The organism is Herbaspirillum sp. AP02 (assembly GCF_015767275.1).
Lineage (GTDB): Bacteria > Pseudomonadota > Gammaproteobacteria > Burkholderiales > Burkholderiaceae_D > Herbaspirillum.
This window is the reverse complement of record NZ_JADWMY010000005.1, coordinates 21,672-39,648: the sequence shown is the minus strand read 5'-3', so window position 1 is coordinate 39,648 and position 17,977 is coordinate 21,672. Positions and strand designations below refer to the sequence as shown.

General features: G+C 61.6%; 19 protein-coding genes. 8 read left to right on the top strand and 11 right to left on the bottom strand.

Going from position 1 to position 17,977, the window contains the following annotated elements:
• Positions 1-15: 15 nt before the first annotated feature.
• The 7 genes from I5R65_RS12045 (at position 16) to I5R65_RS12015 (ending at position 6,354) form a co-directional block, all read left to right on the top strand.
• The gene (locus tag I5R65_RS12045) at positions 16-1,431 is read left to right on the top strand and encodes an amidohydrolase family protein (RefSeq protein ID WP_180667784.1); all 1,416 of its coding nucleotides are present in this window, start codon (positions 16-18) and stop codon (positions 1,429-1,431) included.
• A gap of 89 nt (positions 1,432-1,520) precedes the next feature.
• Complete coding sequence (locus tag I5R65_RS12040) at positions 1,521-2,291, top strand: YqgE/AlgH family protein (protein ID WP_180667776.1); 771 nt, start codon at positions 1,521-1,523, stop codon at positions 2,289-2,291.
• 18 nt (positions 2,292-2,309) lie between these two features.
• Positions 2,310-2,696, top strand: coding sequence for a Holliday junction resolvase RuvX (gene ruvX, locus I5R65_RS12035; protein ID WP_180667773.1), 387 nt, complete (start codon positions 2,310-2,312; stop codon positions 2,694-2,696).
• The gene (gene pyrR, locus I5R65_RS12030; RefSeq protein ID WP_180667772.1) at positions 2,693-3,205 is read left to right on the top strand and encodes a bifunctional pyr operon transcriptional regulator/uracil phosphoribosyltransferase PyrR; all 513 of its coding nucleotides are present in this window, start codon (positions 2,693-2,695) and stop codon (positions 3,203-3,205) included. The genes ruvX and pyrR overlap by 4 nt, the downstream gene beginning before the upstream one ends.
• The gene (locus I5R65_RS12025) at positions 3,198-4,157 is read left to right on the top strand and encodes an aspartate carbamoyltransferase catalytic subunit (RefSeq protein WP_180667770.1); all 960 of its coding nucleotides are present in this window, start codon (positions 3,198-3,200) and stop codon (positions 4,155-4,157) included. Before pyrR ends, I5R65_RS12025 begins: the two co-directional genes overlap by 8 nt.
• Before the next feature lie 64 nt (positions 4,158-4,221).
• Entirely contained in the window at positions 4,222-5,508 is a 1,287-nt protein-coding gene (locus I5R65_RS12020; RefSeq protein WP_180667768.1) for a dihydroorotase, read from the top strand.
• A 45-nt stretch (positions 5,509-5,553) separates the two neighbouring features.
• Complete coding sequence (locus I5R65_RS12015; protein ID WP_180667766.1) at positions 5,554-6,354, top strand: 1-acyl-sn-glycerol-3-phosphate acyltransferase; 801 nt, start codon at positions 5,554-5,556, stop codon at positions 6,352-6,354.
• Here the strand turns inward: I5R65_RS12015 and I5R65_RS12010 are convergent.
• On the bottom strand, positions 6,284-7,108 hold the full coding sequence (locus I5R65_RS12010; protein ID WP_180667764.1) for a symmetrical bis(5'-nucleosyl)-tetraphosphatase: 825 nt from the start codon (positions 7,106-7,108) through the stop codon (positions 6,284-6,286). The genes I5R65_RS12015 and I5R65_RS12010 overlap by 71 nt on opposite strands.
• An 83-nt stretch (positions 7,109-7,191) precedes the next feature.
• Here I5R65_RS12010 and I5R65_RS12005 point away from each other — a divergent pair, with 83 nt between their 5' ends.
• Entirely contained in the window at positions 7,192-8,058 is an 867-nt protein-coding gene (locus I5R65_RS12005; protein WP_180667763.1) for a glycosyltransferase, read from the top strand.
• Here I5R65_RS12005 and I5R65_RS12000 read toward each other — a convergent pair.
• The 10 genes from I5R65_RS12000 to I5R65_RS11955 are packed head-to-tail and all read right to left on the bottom strand — an operon-like array spanning position 8,036 to position 17,882.
• Positions 8,036-9,238, bottom strand: a complete 1,203-nt coding sequence (locus I5R65_RS12000) for a glycosyltransferase (protein ID WP_180667761.1) — start codon at positions 9,236-9,238, stop codon at positions 8,036-8,038. The genes I5R65_RS12005 and I5R65_RS12000 overlap by 23 nt on opposite strands.
• An 11-nt stretch (positions 9,239-9,249) precedes the next feature.
• Positions 9,250-10,152: an alpha-1,2-fucosyltransferase gene (locus tag I5R65_RS11995; protein WP_180667759.1), complete on the bottom strand. Its 903-nt coding sequence runs from the start codon at positions 10,150-10,152 to the stop codon at positions 9,250-9,252.
• Positions 10,142-11,506 carry a glycosyltransferase family 4 protein gene (locus tag I5R65_RS11990; RefSeq protein WP_196872185.1) on the bottom strand — a complete coding sequence of 455 codons (1,365 nt, stop codon included), beginning with the start codon at positions 11,504-11,506 and terminating at the stop codon, positions 10,142-10,144. The genes I5R65_RS11995 and I5R65_RS11990 overlap by 11 nt, the downstream gene beginning before the upstream one ends.
• Positions 11,461-12,528 (bottom strand): glycosyltransferase, encoded by a 1,068-nt coding sequence (locus I5R65_RS11985; protein WP_180667756.1) that lies wholly within the window; start codon positions 12,526-12,528, stop codon positions 11,461-11,463. Before I5R65_RS11985 ends, I5R65_RS11990 begins: the two co-directional genes overlap by 46 nt.
• Positions 12,529-12,536: 8 nt before the next feature.
• A complete protein-coding gene (locus I5R65_RS11980; protein ID WP_180667754.1) occupies positions 12,537-13,403 on the bottom strand; it encodes a glycosyltransferase family 2 protein in 867 nt (288 codons plus the stop codon).
• Positions 13,400-14,050, bottom strand: coding sequence for a hypothetical protein (locus I5R65_RS11975; protein WP_180667752.1), 651 nt, complete (start codon positions 14,048-14,050; stop codon positions 13,400-13,402). The genes I5R65_RS11980 and I5R65_RS11975 overlap by 4 nt, the downstream gene beginning before the upstream one ends.
• An 11-nt stretch (positions 14,051-14,061) precedes the next feature.
• On the bottom strand, positions 14,062-15,060 hold the full coding sequence (locus I5R65_RS11970) for a hypothetical protein (protein WP_180667750.1): 999 nt from the start codon (positions 15,058-15,060) through the stop codon (positions 14,062-14,064).
• Positions 15,057-16,049 (bottom strand): glycosyltransferase family 2 protein, encoded by a 993-nt coding sequence (locus I5R65_RS11965; RefSeq protein ID WP_180667749.1) that lies wholly within the window; start codon positions 16,047-16,049, stop codon positions 15,057-15,059. Before I5R65_RS11965 ends, I5R65_RS11970 begins: the two co-directional genes overlap by 4 nt.
• Complete coding sequence (locus tag I5R65_RS11960; protein ID WP_180667747.1) at positions 16,039-17,175, bottom strand: glycosyltransferase family 10 domain-containing protein; 1,137 nt, start codon at positions 17,173-17,175, stop codon at positions 16,039-16,041. Before I5R65_RS11960 ends, I5R65_RS11965 begins: the two co-directional genes overlap by 11 nt.
• Positions 17,172-17,882 carry an FkbM family methyltransferase gene (locus I5R65_RS11955; RefSeq protein ID WP_180667745.1) on the bottom strand — a complete coding sequence of 237 codons (711 nt, stop codon included), beginning with the start codon at positions 17,880-17,882 and terminating at the stop codon, positions 17,172-17,174. Before I5R65_RS11955 ends, I5R65_RS11960 begins: the two co-directional genes overlap by 4 nt.
• Positions 17,883-17,977: the final 95 nt, after the last annotated feature.

The following is a 17,977-nucleotide window of genomic DNA, read 5'->3' as shown; positions in this document are numbered from 1 at the left end:
AGGAGACGATTGCGCATGAACACCTTCCTGATCAGGAACCTGCAAGCCATCATGACCGGCTTGCCCGGCGCTGCGGCGCGCCACGTCGGCCCCGACATCCGGGTGCAGGACGGCGTGATCGCAGCCATCGGCCGGCTTGCGGCACAGGCCGGCGAAGACGTGATCGATGCCAGCGATTGCGTGGCCTATCCGGCCTGGGTCAATACCCATCATCACCTGTTCCAGTCGCTGTTGAAGGGCGACCCGTTGGGCATCAACGCGACGCTGACACCCTGGCTGGCGGCCACACCCTATCGCTATCGGGCCAGATTCGATGCCGAGCTGTTCCGGCTGGCGGCGCGCGTCGGCATGGTGGAACTGCTGCGTTCGGGTTGCGGCACGATTGCCGACCACAACTACCTGTACTACCCGGGCATGCCCTTTGATACTTCCGAAATCCTGTTCGAGGAAGCCGAGCGGCTGGGGCTGCGTTTCGTGCTGTGTCGTGGCACCGCGACCCGCACCCGGCAGTTGGAGGCCGAATTGCCGAGTGCCTTGCGACCGGAAACGCTGGAGGGTTTCCTGGCCGACATGGCGCGCTTGCACAAGTGCTTCCATGATCCGGCACCGGCATCCATGCGCAGGGTGGTGATGGCGCCCACCACGCCGCTCTATTCGGCGGCGCCCGAGGAACTGCGAGAGATGGCGGTGGCGGCGCGCGAGATGGGCTTGCGGCTGCACAGTCACCTCTCCGAGACGGTGGGCTACCAGGACAGCGCGCACGCCATGCATGGCTGCAGCCCGGTACAGTTCTGCGAGCGCATTGGCTGGTTGGGACCGGACGTCTGGTTTGCGCATCTGGTCAAGCTCGATGCCGAGGAAATTGCTCTGCTGGGTGCCACCGGCACCGGCATTGCCCACTGTCCGCAGAGCAATGGGCGCCTGGGGAGCGGCATTGCGCCGATACGTGCGCTGGAGGCGGCCGGGGTGCCGGTGTCGATCGGCGTGGATGGCGCGGCCTCCAACGAGGCGGCTGACATGATTTCCGAAACCCACGCCGCCTGGCTGATGCAGCGCGCCCGGCGCGGCCAGGAAGCGACGCCGGTGTTCCGGGGCGGCAGCTTCGAGGGCGGCGCGGCCGAGGCCACGGTGGAGGATGTGGTGCGCTGGGGCACGACCGGTGGCGCGCGGGTGCTGGGGCTGGACGCGCTGGATGGCCTGCAGGTGGGGCAGCAGGCCGACATCGCGCTGTACCGCCTGGATGATCCCCGCTACTTCGGTCTGCATGATCCGGCCATCGGGCCGGTGGCTTCGGGTGGGCGCCCTTTCCTGAAGGCAATGTGGGTCGGCGGCCGGGCCGTGGTGCGGGACGATGTCATCCCGGGGCTTGATCTGGCTGAACTGGGCGCGCAGGCGCGGCAGGCGGTGGGGAAGATGCTTTCGGGCAATTAAGGCAGGGCGAAGCCGGTTGCTTGCGCCGCCTTCGCCCCGCTTTCCCATGAGCCGCATGGGAGGGCGGCCAAAACTGCTAAAATGTCGGGATGATCAAGCGACGTAATTCTCCCTTCAGTTTCTCAGCCGAGGATTTCGATGAATCCATGGATTCCTTTGGCGCTTTCGATCCTTTCCGTCCTGGCTCCTCTCGCCGCGAGGCGGCTTCGGCCCAAGCCGGACCGTCCGGGCCATCCGCCGCGGGCGAGGACAGCGCCGAAGAGGAAAACCGTCCGCCGCTGGAGCTGGACCTGACCAATCACTTCCTGATCGCCATGCCGTCCATGCTGGACCCGATCTTTGGCGGCACGGTGGTCTATCTGTGCGAACACAACCATAACGGCGCGCTGGGCGTGGTCATCAACAAGCCCACCGACATGACGATGGACGTGCTGTTCGACCGCATCAACCTCAAGCTGGAAATCCGCCCCGATACCCCTGACGCCATGCCGGAGCTGTATCGCCGGCCGGTCATGTTTGGTGGCCCGGTACAGGTGGAGCGCGGCTTCGTGCTGCATTCGACCTCGGAAAAATATTCTTCCACCCTGCAGGTGACCGATGATGTCGCGCTGACCACCTCCAAGGATGTGCTGGAAGCGGTGGCGCATGGCAATGGCCCGGAGCGGGTGCTGATCACGCTGGGGTGCTCGGGCTGGAGCCCGGGCCAGCTGGAAGGGGAGATCGGACGCAACGGTTGGCTGACGGTGAAGGCCGATCCGGCCATCATCTTCGAGCTGCCCGTGGAAGAACGCTTCACGGCGGCCCTGGCCTTGCTGGGCATCGATCCGGTGATGCTCTCCGGCGACGCCGGACGGGCCTGAGGACGATAGGAAAATCGCTTGGAAACCATCCTGGCCTTCGATTTCGGCTTGAAGCGCATCGGCGTGGCAGTGGGCAATACCGGTCTCAAGCAGGCCCAGCCGCTGGCGGTGATCGGCGAGCCCACCAACGACGGCAAGTTCGCCGCCATCGCGCGCCTGATCGCAGAGTGGCAGCCGGCGCGCTGCGTGGTCGGCCTGCCGTTGCATCCGGACGGCGCGGAGCACGAGATGAGCGTGCGCTGCCGGCGCTTCGCCAACCAGCTGCACGGTCGCTACGGGATCGAGGTCACGCTGGTGGATGAACGCTACAGTTCCGCGGTGATCCAGCACCAGCGCGGCGAGCAGATCGACGACCAGGCCGCCGCCATCATTTTGCAGCAATACTTTGACGACGCACATTCATGAGCACAACATCTTCCCAGCTTGATGCAGAAGCGCTGTACCAGACCCTGGTGCAGCAGATCAGGGCCGGCCTGCAGGGCGCGACCGACGTGGCGCTGGTGGGCATCCATTCCGGTGGTGCCTGGCTGGCCGAGCGGCTGGCGGCCGAACTGGGCCTGACCGAACGCCTGGGCTTTGTCGACGTGTCCTTCTATCGCGACGACTTTTCCGAGAAGGGCCTGCGCGCCGACGTCAAGCCGAGCCAGATTCCCTTCGATGTCGAGGGTGCCACCATCCTGCTGGTGGACGATGTGCTCTACACCGGGCGCACCACGCGTGCGGCCATCAACGAACTGTTCGACTACGGCCGCCCGGCGCGCGTGCTGCTGGCCGCGCTGGCCGATCGCGGTGGGCGCGAGCTGCCGGTGGCCGCCGACTTCGTGGCGACCTCGGTCGAGCTGACCAAACAAGAAAACCTGCAATTGCAACGCGCCGACGACGGCCGCTTCTCACTCACGGTGGTCCATGCTTAATCCACAACTCAACAAAAACGGCGAACTGCAGCACCTGCTGACCATCGAGGGCCTGCCGCGCTCGATTCTCACGCACATCCTCGACACCGCTTCCTCGTTCGTCAGCATCGGCGACCGCGAAGTCAAGAAGGTGCCGCTCATGCGCGGCAAGAGCGTGTTCAATCTCTTCTTCGAGAACTCCACGCGCACCCGCACCACCTTCGAGATCGCCTCCAAGCGGCTCTCGGCGGACGTGATCAACCTGAACATCCAGGCGTCCAGCACCAGCAAGGGCGAGTCGCTGCTGGACACCATCGACAATCTGGCCGCCATGCATGCCGACATGTTCGTGGTGCGCCACGCGCAATCGGGTGCCCCCTTCCTGATCGCCAAGCACCTGGTCGATACGAAGCAGTCACATGTGCACGTGGTCAACGCTGGTGACGGTCGCCATGCGCACCCCACCCAGGGGCTGCTGGACATGTACACCATCCGTCACTACAAGAAGGATTTCAGCAACCTGCGCGTGGCCATCGTGGGCGACATCCTGCACAGCCGCGTGGCGCGTTCGGACATCCATGCGCTGACCACCCTGGGCGTGCCGGAAGTGCGCGCCATCGGCCCGCGCACACTCTTGCCCAGTGGCCTGGAGCAGATGGGCGTGCGTGTCTTCCACAACATGGAAGAGGGCTTGAAGGACGTCGACGTGATCATCATGCTGCGCCTGCAGAACGAACGCATGAGCGGCGCGCTGCTGCCCTCGGCGCAGGAGTTCTTCAAGAGCTACGGCCTGACTCCGGAACGCCTGGCCCTGGCCAAGCCGGACGCCATCGTGATGCACCCCGGCCCGATGAACCGCGGGGTGGAAATCGACTCGGCCGTGGCCGATGGCGCCCAGGCCGTGATCCTGCCGCAGGTGACCTTCGGCATTGCGGTACGCATGGCGGTCATGAGCATCGTGGCCGGCAATTGAATTGAGCGGTAACGACGACTATCACAGCGACGTTTTGAACGATCCGTTAAGAAGACAAGAACTGATGAAACTGCATATCAAGAACGGCCGCCTGATCGACCCGGCCAACGGCATTGATGCCCAGCAGGATGTGTACGTAGCCGCCGGCAAGATCGTCGGTGTCGGCCAGGCTCCGGCCGACTTCGTGGCCAACAAGACCATCGACGCCACCGGACTGGTGGTGACTCCCGGGCTGGTGGACCTGTCGGCGCGCCTGCGCGAGCCCGGCTACGAATACAAGGCCACGCTGGAATCCGAGATGCAGGCCGCCATCCAGGGCGGTGTGACCAGCCTGATCTGCCCGCCGGATACCGATCCCGTGCTGGACGAGCCCGGCCTGGTGGAAATGCTGAAGCACCGCGCCCGTTCATTGAATCAGGCGCATGTCTATCCGCTGGGCGCGCTGACCGCCGGTCTGAAGGGGAAGGCCCTGACCGAGATGGCCGAGCTGACCGAAGCCGGCTGCATCGGCTTCTCGCAGGCCGAGGAACCGATCACCGATACCACGGTGCTGCTGTCGGCGCTGCAATATGCCAAGACCTTCAACTACACCGTCTGGCTGCGCCCGCAGGATCCGCACCTGGGCCGCTCGGGTATTGCCCACAGCGGCCCGGCCGCGTCGCGCCTGGGCCTGTCGGGCGTGCCGGTGATGTCCGAAACGATCGCCCTGTACACCCTGTTCGAGCTCATGCGCGCGACGGGCGCGCGGGTCCACCTGTGCCGCATGTCCTCGGCCGCCGGTCTTGAACTGGTGCGCCAGGCCAAGAGCGAAGGCCTGCCGGTGACCTGCGACGTGGGCGTGCACCACATCCATCTGTGCGACCTGGATATCGGTTTCTTCGATTCCAACGCCCGCATGACCCCGCCGCTGCGCTCGCAACGCGACCGTGAAGCGATCCGCACTGCGCTGCTCGATGGCACCATCGACGCCGTCTGCTCCGATCACACCCCGGTGGATGATGACGAGAAGCTGCTGCCCTTCGGCGAAGCCTCGCCGGGCGCAACCGGTCTGGAATTGCTGCTGTCGTTGTCCTTGAAGTGGGCACTGGAGACCGAAGGCGAGGGCAAGGAAGTGCTGTCCAAGGCGATCTCCAAGGTGACTCATCGCGCCGCCAAGGTGGCGGGCCTGAAGGCGGGCAACCTGGCCGTTGGCAACGTGGCCGACCTCTGCCTGTTCGATCCCAACACCATGTGGAAGGTGCAGGGCAGTGCCCTGGCCAGCCAGGGCAAGCACACGCCTTTCCTGGGCTATGAGTTGCCTGGCGTGGTCAAGGCCACCATCGTATCCGGGCATCTCGCCTTCGAGCGTTGATCCGATCCGGACAGTTTCTTTAGCCGACCACGAGCCGACCGAACCATGTTCGTTTTCCGTTTGCTGCGCCTGATCGCGCATCTGTTCAAGGGCATGGCGGTCTGCGCCTTCCTGTTCCCGTTGACCGGCAAGAATGGCCAGGAGGCGCATATCCGGCGCTGGTCGCGCAAGTTGCTGCGCATCTGCGGCATCAGCGTCGAGATCGATAGTCCCTTGCCGCTGCAGCGTTCGCTGCTGGTGTCCAACCACGTGAGCTGGCTGGATATCTTCGTGGTCAATTCGCTGCAACCCTGCCGCTTCGTGGCCAAGTCCGAAATCCGCGGCTGGCCGCTGATCGGCTGGTTGTGCGCCAAGACCGGGACCATCTTCATCTCGCGCGGCAAGGCCAGCGATGTGCGCCGCATCTTCAAGGGACTGGTGGAAAGCATCGAGAAGGACGAGCATGTGGCCTTCTTCCCGGAAGGCACCACGGCGGCCCAGGGTACGTTGCTACCCTTCCATGCCAACCTGTTCGAAGCCGCCATCGACGCCAGGGCGCCGGTGCAGCCGTATGCGTTGCGCTACGTGGATGCGGCCGGCAAGCTGCACGGGGCAGCCAATTTCATCGGCGACATGTCCATTGCCGAGAGCATCCTGACCATCCTCAAGGCCGATGGCATGCGCGCGCAGCTGAAGCAGTTGCCCATCATCAGCACCGAAGGCGCCCACCGGCGCGACCTGGCACGTAGCGCGCGCGAGGTGATCGCGACCGGCCTGGGGTATTCGCTGGAGTCGCTCAGCCCGGCTGGCGCGCTTGCGGACACTGCACCTGGAACAGCGCACGATCCTCAAGTCGCACCGCACTGAGCTTGCCGCCCCAGACGCAGCCGGTGTCGAGGGCGATCAGGTTGGGGCGCATCACCAGACCCAGCGTGGACCAGTGACCGAAGACCACGGTCACCTCTTCCGTACGACGGCCCGGCACCTCGAACCAGGGCATCAACCCTTCCGGTGCGGCTGCCGCGCCTTCCTTCACTGCAAAATCCATCGTCCCGTCCGCCTGGCAGAAGCGCAGCCGGGTGAAGGCGTTGATGACGCAGCGCAGCCGGTCGTAGCCGGCCAGGTCGTCGCTCCAGCACGCTGGCTGGTTACCGTACATGTGGCGCAGGAAATCGATCCATTGCTCGCTTTGCAGCATGGTCTCGACTTCGGCGGCCAGCGACAGCGCCTGTTTCAGGTCCCATTGCGGCAGCACGCCGGCGTGTACGATCAGGTGGCCCTGCTCGTGGATGGCCAGCGGACGATGGCGTAGCCAGTCGATCAGTTCGTCCCGGTCGGGTGCTGCCAGGATCTCGTCGAGCGTGTCATCCCGGTGGGCCGGACGGATGCCGCAGGCCACTGCCAGCAGGTGCAGGTCGTGGTTGCCCAGCACAGCCTTGGCTCGATCGCCCATTTGCATGACCGTGCGCAGGGTTTGCAGGGATTGGGGGCCGCGGTTGATGAGGTCGCCGGCGAATATAAAACGGTGGCTGGGTATATCAGCCAGCGATTGAAGCCGCAAAAAGGGGGAAAGGCATCCCTGGAGGTCGCCGACTACGATCGTGTGAGATGGGAAATGCATCAGGAAACCTCTGGCAATATTGCTTTGGTGGCTTAGAATTATACTTTCGCCCTCTGCGCAGCAGAACTACACAGGCAATCGGAATGATCGCAACTCCCTTGGTAACGATTGGCTTACCCCTCTACAACGCGCAGCGAACCATCGCAGAGGCAATTGCTTCTGTCCTGGGGCAAACCTACCAGAACTGGGAATTGCTGATCATGGATGATGGTTCATCTGATGCCAGTGGGGGTATTGCATGCGGCTTCAATGATGCGCGAATCCGCTGGATCAGCGATGGGCAGAACAAGGGGATTTCCTGGCGGCTCAACCAGGCACTTGATCTGGCCCGCGGTGAATACTTCTGCCGCATGGATGCCGACGACATGAGCTTTCCGCAACGTCTGCAGGTGCAGGTTTCTGCGCTGCAAGCCGACTCAACGATCGACCTGGTCGCCTCGTCAGTGATGACCTTTACTTCCGGGCTCGATATCACAGGCGTCATTGAAGTGGCAACGGACCACGCTGTCATCTGTGCCCGTCCTTGGAATGGCTTTCATTTTCCGCATCCTTCATGGATGGGCAAGACTTCTTGGTTCAGGCAGTTCCGGTATGTCAGCCAGGCCGATGGTGCAGAGGATCAGCACCTGCTCTATCGCGCATTTGCCCGCAGTCGCTTTCACGGGATTCCTGAGGTGCTTCTGGCCTATCGCGACGATCGGCAGTCGTTCAGAAAGCTCTTGTCGCGACGCTTGCGTTTCTGGAAGGTATTCATGATGGAAGCCTGTCGGCAGCGGCGCTATCGTGATGCCCTCATTGTCAGCTTGCGCCAGCCGGCCAAGATCGCTGCCGACCTGCTTTTCATGTTTGGTGGAATTCGCGCCGCCCGCAATCGTCTTGTGCCTCCCGGGGAACAACAGGTCGCAGCCTGGCATGCGCTACGTGCGATCATCCGATCGCGGCAGATTTAGGGCCGATGAGCATCTGCCTGAAGAAGCTGCTGTAGCGGGCCAGCACCTCATCCTGCTCGAAATGGTTCTTGGCGTACTGGCGGGCGCTGGCCCCCATTGCCGCCCTTCCTGCTTCATCCATGCCCAGGCGCACGAGCGCATCGGCCAGATCTTCGCGATTGCCTGCGTTGAAGAGCAGACCCGTTACTCCATGGATCAGGGCGCCGCGAATACCGTAGATATCACTGCCGATGCTGGGTAGGCCCGAGGCAGCAGCTTCCAGCAATGATACGGGGAAACCTTCACGATAGCTGGGCAGACAGAAGATATCCGCCGCATTGAAGCAGGCAGCCGGCTGCTCTGTGAAGCCGATCAGTGTATGCCGTCTTTCCTGCGCATCGTCCAGTATGGTGTTGATGCGTTTGGCCATGCCGTTTTCGTCCGGACCGACCATTAACAGCCACAGGCGGGGACAGGTCTTCCTTGCGACATGGAAGGCATGTGCAAGATCCTCGATCCCCTTGTCGGCATTCAGGCGCCCGAGAAAAAGCACTGCCACGGCGTCCTCGGGGATACCCCAGCGGTCTCGCATCTCTGTCCGTGTGACCGGATCAGGGTGGAATTTTCCCGTATCCACGCCAGCAATCGAACCTCGTCCCAGCGTCGGCCCCTGCTGACGCGACAGGACGCCCTGCTGACAAAGGAATTCGCGTTCAAAGTGGCCGACGGTCAGTAGGTGAGTGGCCAGCCGTGCGATTAGCCTGTCCATCGTCTTGAGGACGAAGCGGCCCATGCCACTCTTGTTGGCCCATACTTCGCCTTGGAAGATGAACAGTCGTTTCGGGATTCTGGCGGCCCATCCTGCCGACATGGCGAGCAGACCCGCCTTGGGGCCGACACCCCAGATGAGATCGAATTTCTCACGGCGCAGCAAGGCGAACAGTGCCATCAGGCTGCTGATGTCCTTGCGCAGAACGATATTGCGTTGCAGCCCAAGGGAGATTACCCGGGCTGGCAGATTCAGGGCCGGGGTCTGCGGATCGTTCTGCATGTTCGTCACGATGGTGATCTCCGCAAACTCGCTCAAGAGATGGACGTGCTCCTTGAGAAAGAAATGGATCATCATCGGCGTGGCGCAGACAATGCAGAGACGGTGAGACGGTCGTGGCAGCTGGCTTGACTTCATTTCCTTGGTACGCATGATAGGGCCGCTTATACGCGTAGCCAGTCGGGCGGTATGAGATCGGTGGTATCCAATTTGTCATCGGCAAACCATTTGCTGGGCGCCACGACGACCTTTGACTGCGCCTCGGACAGCCACGCGCCCCACCAGCTCAAAGAGCTGTTGGCGATGACGAAGCGCTTGCACGCAGCCATCAGCCACAGGTCTTGGTGCGCGTCATCCGGGCCATTGACATCCACCACCGTCATGGGGATATCCAGCTTCAGATTGGCACGCACCCATTGCGCATCGTCTGAAAAGAGGAAGGCGTGTGGTGCCGAAAGCCCCTGCCGGACATGTGCCAGGCCGGTATGGTAGTAGCTCATGTCGCAAAGACCATGGGTGGAAGCGGCCTGCTGGTTGGTCACGTAGTCGCCGCGGCGCACGTGGATGCAGATCGCATCGGTGTTGCGGATCTGTTCATGTAACCGGGAAGTGCCTGCATTCATCTGACGCGGCGTGCCCAGCATCGCCGTCAGTTCCGGGCGGATGCGATCAAAATACAAGGGAGACTGCCAATAGCCGAACAAGTGCAGCGGTGGTGCCGTTTCCAAAACACGGGGGTCGAAGCGGAAGCTCTTTTCGTTCAGAGCGGTCAGGCCCTGCGCGCTGATACCAAGATGGCGCTGCAATTTGCGCATGGCGCGATAGATGAAGAAGCGCACGCGTGAGCCTTCTGGCGTCGGCTTGCGGTAAGTCGGCACGTCCACGCCGAAGGGCGCCAGTGCATAACTGCGCACAGTCGTATTGGGCAGATGCGGAGCCATGTCGAACCAGGTCAGGTCCAGCGTCAACGGAACATGGTGCTTGCGTGCCACTGATAGCCCGGTGGCGAACTGGAAGAGCTGATTGCCCAGGCCGCCGTGAAGGGCAACGGAGACGTTATTTTTCATGAGTTGAATCTGTGGAGGAATGAGGACGGGTCAGTCTGGCAAACAGGGCTTCATATTCCCTGGAGATGGTCTCCCAGTTGTAGCGTTCGCGCCAGGCCTTCCGACCATTGGCAGCTAGCGCAGCCAGGCGCTCCGGATCTGCTGCCAAGTCTGAGATGCGCCGGGCGAGCTCGGTCGTATCGACCCGCGTAAAACCGTGTGCATCGACCTTGGCCGGGCACAGCTCTCCGCCCTGGGTCCACTCTACGATCTCCCGTGAGTTGCCAACCGGGACGGTCAGGAACGGTAGTCCCGCCGCGCAAGCTTCGAACAGCACCAAGGGCGAGTATTCAATGATCGAGGCGAAGACGAAGAGGTCCGACGCGAGGAAGGTCTCGATCAGTTCTCTGCGCGCAAGGTTGGTCCGGATGATGCGCTTTCCCGCAGCGGGCCTGCCGTTGACTTCCTTCATCACGCGTTCAAGCCGGTCAAAATAGTCGGGGCGCAGGCCGACGGCATGCAATAGTCTTCCCAGCACAAAGCGCGCGGTGTGCAATATTCCGCGGCTTTTCATCTGTGTCACCAGTTTGCGGACGTTCGACATCATATTGTCCCCGGTGGGGGGCATGTCATTCCCATTGAGGATGAGCGTCGCACTGCGCAGCAGGACTGCCTTGGAGAACGCTTCGGCCACTTCCAGGTGACCTTTGGCGCCATTGAGCGAGCCGACCGTCAGCAAGACCACTTCGTCGGGCGCCAGCTCCAGAGCCGAGCGGGCATCGGCGCCGGATGAGCTGGAGAACTCGATGTCGTCCGCCGCATTGGGGATGAAGAAGGAGTTGTTCAGCTGATGTTCCTTCGCAAAGTGGTGATCACGGTAATCATAGGCGTGATAGACCAGCGCGTCGAAGCAGCTCAGTACCGCGGGAAGGCGTGCGAAATATCTGGCGTAGCCGGGATCGGGTAGACCGGAGTAGCCACACGGCACCAGCACCTTGCGTGCTTTGATGCGAGGCAGCTCGTCGAGAATCGCATCGAGCGTCCATTGCTGTGCGGCATAGATGAAGACTAGGTCAAACCGCCCTTCTAGCATGAACTGACGATAAGACTGAACTTCTCCCATCAGCCCGTTGGCCCAGTTGCCACTGATATTGAACGAGATGATCTTGACGCCCTCGTGAACGTCGGAAGTCCGGTTGGCCAGAAACGATGTCGCGACAGACACATCATGGCCCCACCGCGCCAGCCGAGTAGCCAGCTGCCTTACCACTTCCTGCGCCCCCCCGACACTGGGATAGAAGAACTCACAGCACAATAAGATTTTCACCGTCAGGTTCCCATTCTGTTGGTTTTTATTTTCTTGATCAGGTCCCAAGCCTGCCGGCCATAGGTACGTACGACGATACCGGCAAAACGGCGGGACCGTACAGACCAGGGCAAAGCGGCGTGTGGTGTCGATACGTACAGCCTGGCCACATCCAAACCGGCGCGGCGCGCACGGCAGCATGACCGGAACCACAGCTGTTCCACACATTCGTGCAGGGCGCGGTCATCCATGGAGGGGTGCCGCGCATGGGCAGCCAGCAAGGCCGTGAAAGCTTCCGAGAGTGCGTGGAGCTCCTGCAGCGACGAGGGCGCCATTTCAGCCAGTTCCTGACGAAAAGGCATGCCGGCTTCCTTTAGACGGGCCTCGACAAAATCCAGGCGCGACCGCGTCTGAATACTGGTGCCAGTGTAACTGGTACCGGCCTTGTTGATGCGGTAGTCCAGCAGCACTTCGGGCAGATTGGCGACGCGGGAAACGCTAGCGATCTGCCACCACAACGCCCAGTCTTCCACGTATTTGAATCGTTCCGAATAGCCAAGTCCGTGTTCCAGCAGCAGCCCACGGCGGAACATCACGGTGGAATGCGCAAAGGCGTTCTCGAACAACATCAGAGCGCGGATAGCATCGTGCGTGATTGGATAACGATGGATGTACTTGCGCCGTACATCTCCAAAACCGCGAATCCAGCTTCCCACCAGACCGACCTCAGGATGGCGTTGCAGGAATGCCAGCTGTTTTTCCAGACGGTCAGGACGGCTGATATCATCCGCATCCATCCGGGCGATGTACTGGCCATGGGCATGACTAAGGCCATGATTGAGCGCATCGACGATTCCCCGGTTACTGTCATGACGGATGACGCGCAGGCGCGGGTCCATACATCTTGCCAGCAGGTCCGGCGTACTGTCCCGTGAGGCGTCGTCGATGACGATGAGCTCAAAGTCACCCATGGTCTGCTCAAGGATGCTCTGGATGGCCGGCTGCAGGTAGCGTTCGCCGTTGTAGACCGGCATGAGCACACTCACCAGCGGCGGCTGACTCACGATGATGTTGGTTTCCGTTTGCTTCATGTGTCCTGCTAAAGTTTGCGCAGCAGTGCGCGTTTGAGTGTCCCCAATGTTGCACGCAGGCGCCACCACTGGCGCAGGGAGGCATTCCGGACGGCCAGAAGTACGCACACCGGCAACACGCGCAGCAGTCGCCGGGGCGCATATCCGGCTAGCCAGCCGAAGTAATCCCGGTAGATGCGCAATTTGACCAGCACCTCGTTGCGAGCATGGGCGCGCACACTGGTTGCGGGAGCGTCGGTATAGCGGGCCAGTGCCGTGCCGTGGAAGGCCAGCGGCGTCAGGCTGGCCACTCTCAGCCAGTAGGCATAGTCTTCACCGACCTTTAGTCCGGTCTGGACGGGAAACGTACCGATGTTGGCCAGCAGGGAATGATGCAGCAGAACGGTACTGGTGATCACCTGATTACCCTGTAGCAACTGTTCCAGGGTCAGTACCGTATCGGAGAGTTGCCTTTCCAGCAGCAGCCCGCCGTCGACCTGGCTGGAAGGCGTGGTTCGGCGCAAGGCATTGCCGCATGAGGCGAGCAAGCTTCCCCCGGAGCGCTGCAGACGGTCCAGTTGCGTGGCAAGTTTGTCGGGCAGCCAGCAGTCGTCGCTATCCATGAAGGCGATCCATTCGCCTCGTGCGTGACGCAGGCCGCGATTGCGCGGGGCCGCGGGGAGTCCGGCGCGCGGACCGGGAATCCATCGTACGCGTTGGTCACCCACTGCAGCGACTACCGCCTGCGAGGCATCCGAGGAGCCGTCGTCGCAGACCAGCACTTCCAGCTGACCATGACTTTGCGCCAGAGCCGAACGAATGGCGTCGGGCAACTCCTTTTCGCGGTTCCAGGTCGGGATGATCACACTTACCAGACCGGACTCGATCTGGTTCAAGCCGTTGCCCATCCGTTCTGGACCTGCTGGTGGAACCCTTCCAGCCAAATATCGAGCATGCGCAGCTCTCCAGGGGAGTCGTCGACCAGGAAGGAGGACAGGAAGTTGCGTCCCGCATTCGTGACGTCTTCGCCCAGTTTCAACTTGCGGACCTTCTTGCCGAAAACGTGCAGATTATCCGTGCCGCGCCAGTGCTGGCGTTTGACCTGGATCACCTCCAGGCCGAGCGCGCTGTACAGGTGGCGCAGCAGGGACTCGTCATAGCCTTCATAGTGGGCTGCCCATCCAGCCTCGTGGGATCCGAACAAGTGGCGCTCGGCCACGGCACGTGTCCGCAGGCTGGCGAACGGATTGGCAAATACGCGGGCCATGCGTCCGAGGTCCGGCACCTCTACGTGGACGATGCCACCTAACTTCAGCCAGCTGTTCCAGCAGGCGACCATGCCGGTGATCTGCGGGCGACGGAAATGCTCGAACACATGATGCAGGCGCACTTCTTCTATCGAGCCGGCCTCGAAGCGCAGTGTGGTGATATCGGCCAGCCGGTCCGCAATGGATTTCTCCTGGACAGTATGTTCCGTTGGCGGGAAGTCGATATTGACGTAGCCATCAAGGTAGTTCTGGCCGCAGCCCAAATGTAATTTCATTGTCGACTTTCTCAGTCAAATAGGAGGCTTGTCAGCCGCTCGGCGCTGGCCTGGTCCGTCATGTGTCGGCAGACCCAGTGGCGAGGAGCATATTGCAATTCGCCATTTTCCCAGCGTTTGAGGAGGATTGCCAGTGCGCCGAGTTCGTTGAACGCTTGGCCGCAAGCAGCACTCAGGTAGGGCGCAGAAGAGGCCGGGTGGCGGTGTCCGTCTGGCGCGGTCCAGTAGCCGGGGTTGAATACCCAGGTCGGTCGGTCACAGGACCAGGCTTCCTGCAGGGCGATTCCCTGCGATTCGGACGCGCTGACGAAGACGCACAGGTCGGCTCGGGCCAGAAGTTGGCGGAACTGGCTGGCATTGTACTGGCCGTAATCCATGCGTATGACACTGGCGCCATGGTCGACGAGGAGATTGTGCACTCGCATCAGTTCATCCTCGTCCATGCCGCTCTTGACGTAAAGCAATACGACGGGGGCCGACGCAGGAGGGCGAGGCGGGGGCGCGGTCCACGCTGCGATATCGACGCCTGCGGCCCAGATGGCGATACGGCCTGCCAGCGCAGGCGTCTCGGTGAGGTAGACCTGTTTGACCCATTCAGAGGGCACCAGGCAAAGATCGACCTCGGGGCTGGCGATCAGCGCATCCATGTCGCTCGGTAACACGAACACGTTGGGCCCGGCGACCAGGCGCTTGATCTTGCCGGCACGTTTGAGCAGGATCGCTTGCCGGAGCGCTTCTTCGTTGCTGAGGACGAGGCAATGCTCGGCGATGCAGCGCTGCATTACCGGATTGTAGTTATGCCGGCAGCCAAGCGCGTCCAGTCCCTGCAGCAAGCTGCGGGTGACTGCGGCGTGGCCGCCGATGGTGCGTGCTCCTGCGCGGCGAATCCACGTGCGCAAACGTAATGGAAGCGCGCGATTGAGGTTCCCGGTATAGCCGCGAGGATTGAAGAACGGCGTCGGTTCGGTCAAAACGCTCAGACGAGGGCGAGCTTGGTGGTCGCCACTCATGATTGCCTTCTCCAGCGGCGAGAGCAGCGGGCAAGACCATGGAACAAGCCCGACAGCCCACGGCCCAGGCATTGCCACCGGTACATCAGCTTGCCTGAGACCAGTGAAAAACGGGAGCAGGCCCCGGCCTTCTGCAAAAAAGTGAGGTACGTGGCCAGCGTAGGGAAGCGGGCGCGATCAGCCCGTCCCAGGCGGCCGAACTCATCAGCAATGCAGCGGTAATTGTGTCGCAGGAAGCAGCGCCCGGTGGAGTGCAACGGGTTTTCGCCAAGGTAAGACCGGTAGCAGTGGTGCAGCGCCGCCAGTTGGGGTGCAAACGGACCGCTGTCGGAACTTGTGCTGTCTTGCTGGTCGTGTATGCGATAACGGACCAGGGGACTGAGGAACACCTGGCACGCCAAAGTTCCGCATGCGGCCAACAGGAAGGGGCGGTCGGCAATCTTGCCGAAGCGGTCGCTCTCCCACCGCAGGGTCTTGAAGATATCCGTACGGTACAGGGCCGAGCCGAAATGAATAGGAGAGCCGGCGTAGCACAGCATTGCCAGCGTGGACGCACCGGGGCAGAGCAGGCTGCGCGGCTCGGTGGCGGGCCAGTCGGTCTCGCCGGGTGCGGTTTCGAAACTCATCGCGCTTACCACCATGCCGACCCCCGGCAGCGTGTTGATAGCGTCCAGCGCATGACGTAAATAATCCGGATGCAGGAGATCGTCGTCATGGAATACCATGGTCCAAGGCCGGCGAGCCTGCTGCTGGGCGCGCGCAAGATTACCGGCCCAGCCGAGATTGCTGCTGGCGCGTGCATAGGTCACGCCTTCGGGGGCGAATGCCTCAACAGTTTGCTGCGTATCGTCCTGGCTGGCGTTATCCAATACCGTGATGCTGGCTCCACGGGCGCTTTGCGCCAGCAGGCTGCGCAAGGTGGCCGGCAGCAGGGTTGACCGGTTGTAGGTCAGCACGAAGATATCAACGTCGCAGGCCTCAAATGGCATGGGCCTGCTCCAGAGCCAGACTTTCCACCCATTTTGCGAATCCTTCGTAACTGTGCAAGCGGCCTTGTTCGCTCGCCAGAAAGCGTTGACCCGCTGCGATCATGTCCGAGGCCTCCTTGCTGGTGACCATGTTGAGTCGATCCGGAAGTGCTGCCATCGACGCCAGTGCGCGCGCATCGATGAACGCCTCGGGCGGGACAAAATCGCCTATGTCGGGCGCTCCCAGGTAGATGGGCAGCGTGCGTGCCACCAAGGCTTCGATGATCTTCTCGGTGACGTAACCGGGCGAAGCGATGTTTTCGATGCAGAGAGCGAAGCGGTAGCCGGACTGCACACCGAGCTTGTCATCGACCTTACCGTGATAGGGCAGGTTCAGCGCGGCGAGGGTGGTCTGCCAGCGCTTTGGCAGGACCGAACGGCGCTCCCAGCCAGAGCCGTACAAGGCTAGCCTGTTCTCGCGAGTGAGTGCGACGATGGCATCGAGGCGGGCATCGTGCAATTGCTGCCGCTGTGCATATTTCCTTGCGGGAGAGGATTGCACGGCGCGGCTCTGGCGATGCCATTGGAGGAAGCTGCGTGGCCTTGTCCATGGCGGGATAACGGCCTTGTCCTCGTGACTCCAGTATTTGTTTGCAGCGACCAGGACCACTTCGTCCTTGCGTTCCTCCCAGTCGGCGGCATGGACGGGCTGGTGCTGCCAGTAGCAGGGGAAGCGCAAGGGCCAGCCAGTGCTGGAGCCCGCACTCCGGTCTTCCGTGGCGCTAGCACCCGGTATCATGTGATGCGGGAAAGCAGCGGCCAGCGTGCGCCACCGGTCGAAGAACAGGCTTGCGTAGAGTGGGGATTCCATGCAGGTCAGCAGGAGCGGACGCGCACCTGATTCCCGCAGTCGCGTGCCCCAGGTGGAGTCCAGTTCCTGCACTACCAGCACATCGCTGGAACTCCAGTAGCCGCATTGCACATGCGATAGCGCGACATCACCCGAGGCGACTTCCCAGCCACGTTGCGCTGCCAGTTCACCCAGTGCGCTGACCCAGCCCGCACCAGGAAAGCGTGCCGCCCATTGCTTGTCGAACAAGCGGTTGCCGCCGAACTCAGCGATATCGTTACAGACTGCGATCTTCATTGGGGAGAGAATTCGCGCTGGGCATAGATCTTGTTCGTGCCATTGCTGAAGATATCGATGTATCCCACTCCGGACATGAACGCATCGATTTCCTGTTCTGCGCGGTTGACCTCCAACATCACAAAGCGCGGACGATAGCGGTTCCAGTCATTGCTCGACAGAACTTGCATTTCGAATCCCTCAACGTCGATGGACATGAAATCAATCGCGCGACCCTTGGAATGTTCTGTGATCAGGTCTTCCATCTTGATGACTTGGACATCGATGGTCTCGGCAAGATGAAAACCGTCCTTGACGGCTATATCGGCGACCTTCCGGTCGAAGGTCGAGAGCGTATCCGGATCGATCACATAAAACGGCAAGATGGCGGGTGCGGGACCTATGCCAACATTAAGATTGGTATCACGCGGGCGACATGCAGAGATCTCGCGGAATTTGACAGGATTGGGTTCTACGTTGATGCCAGACCATCCTCGACGGTAGAAACGCAGCGTATTGCTGAACTTGTTGGGATCGTTTGCGCCAATATCCACATAGAATCCGCTCGCCGGATTGCCCATGAGCCGGTCAAGAATGATGTCTTCTCCGTACTGTCCATGAATGTCCAGAACTTCGCGATAGTACTTTTCGCTCAGTTTTTTCTTCAGGCGGATGGCGGTCGAGTGTATGAAATGTCGCATAGGCAGTTTAGTTGGTTTGTTCTGCATCAGTCACTAATGACTGTCCTGGCTTCCGTTCTCGCCTGCGTTTGCCAGCGCACGAAGTCACTGGACAATCCCCCTAGGCTGAAAATATTTTACTC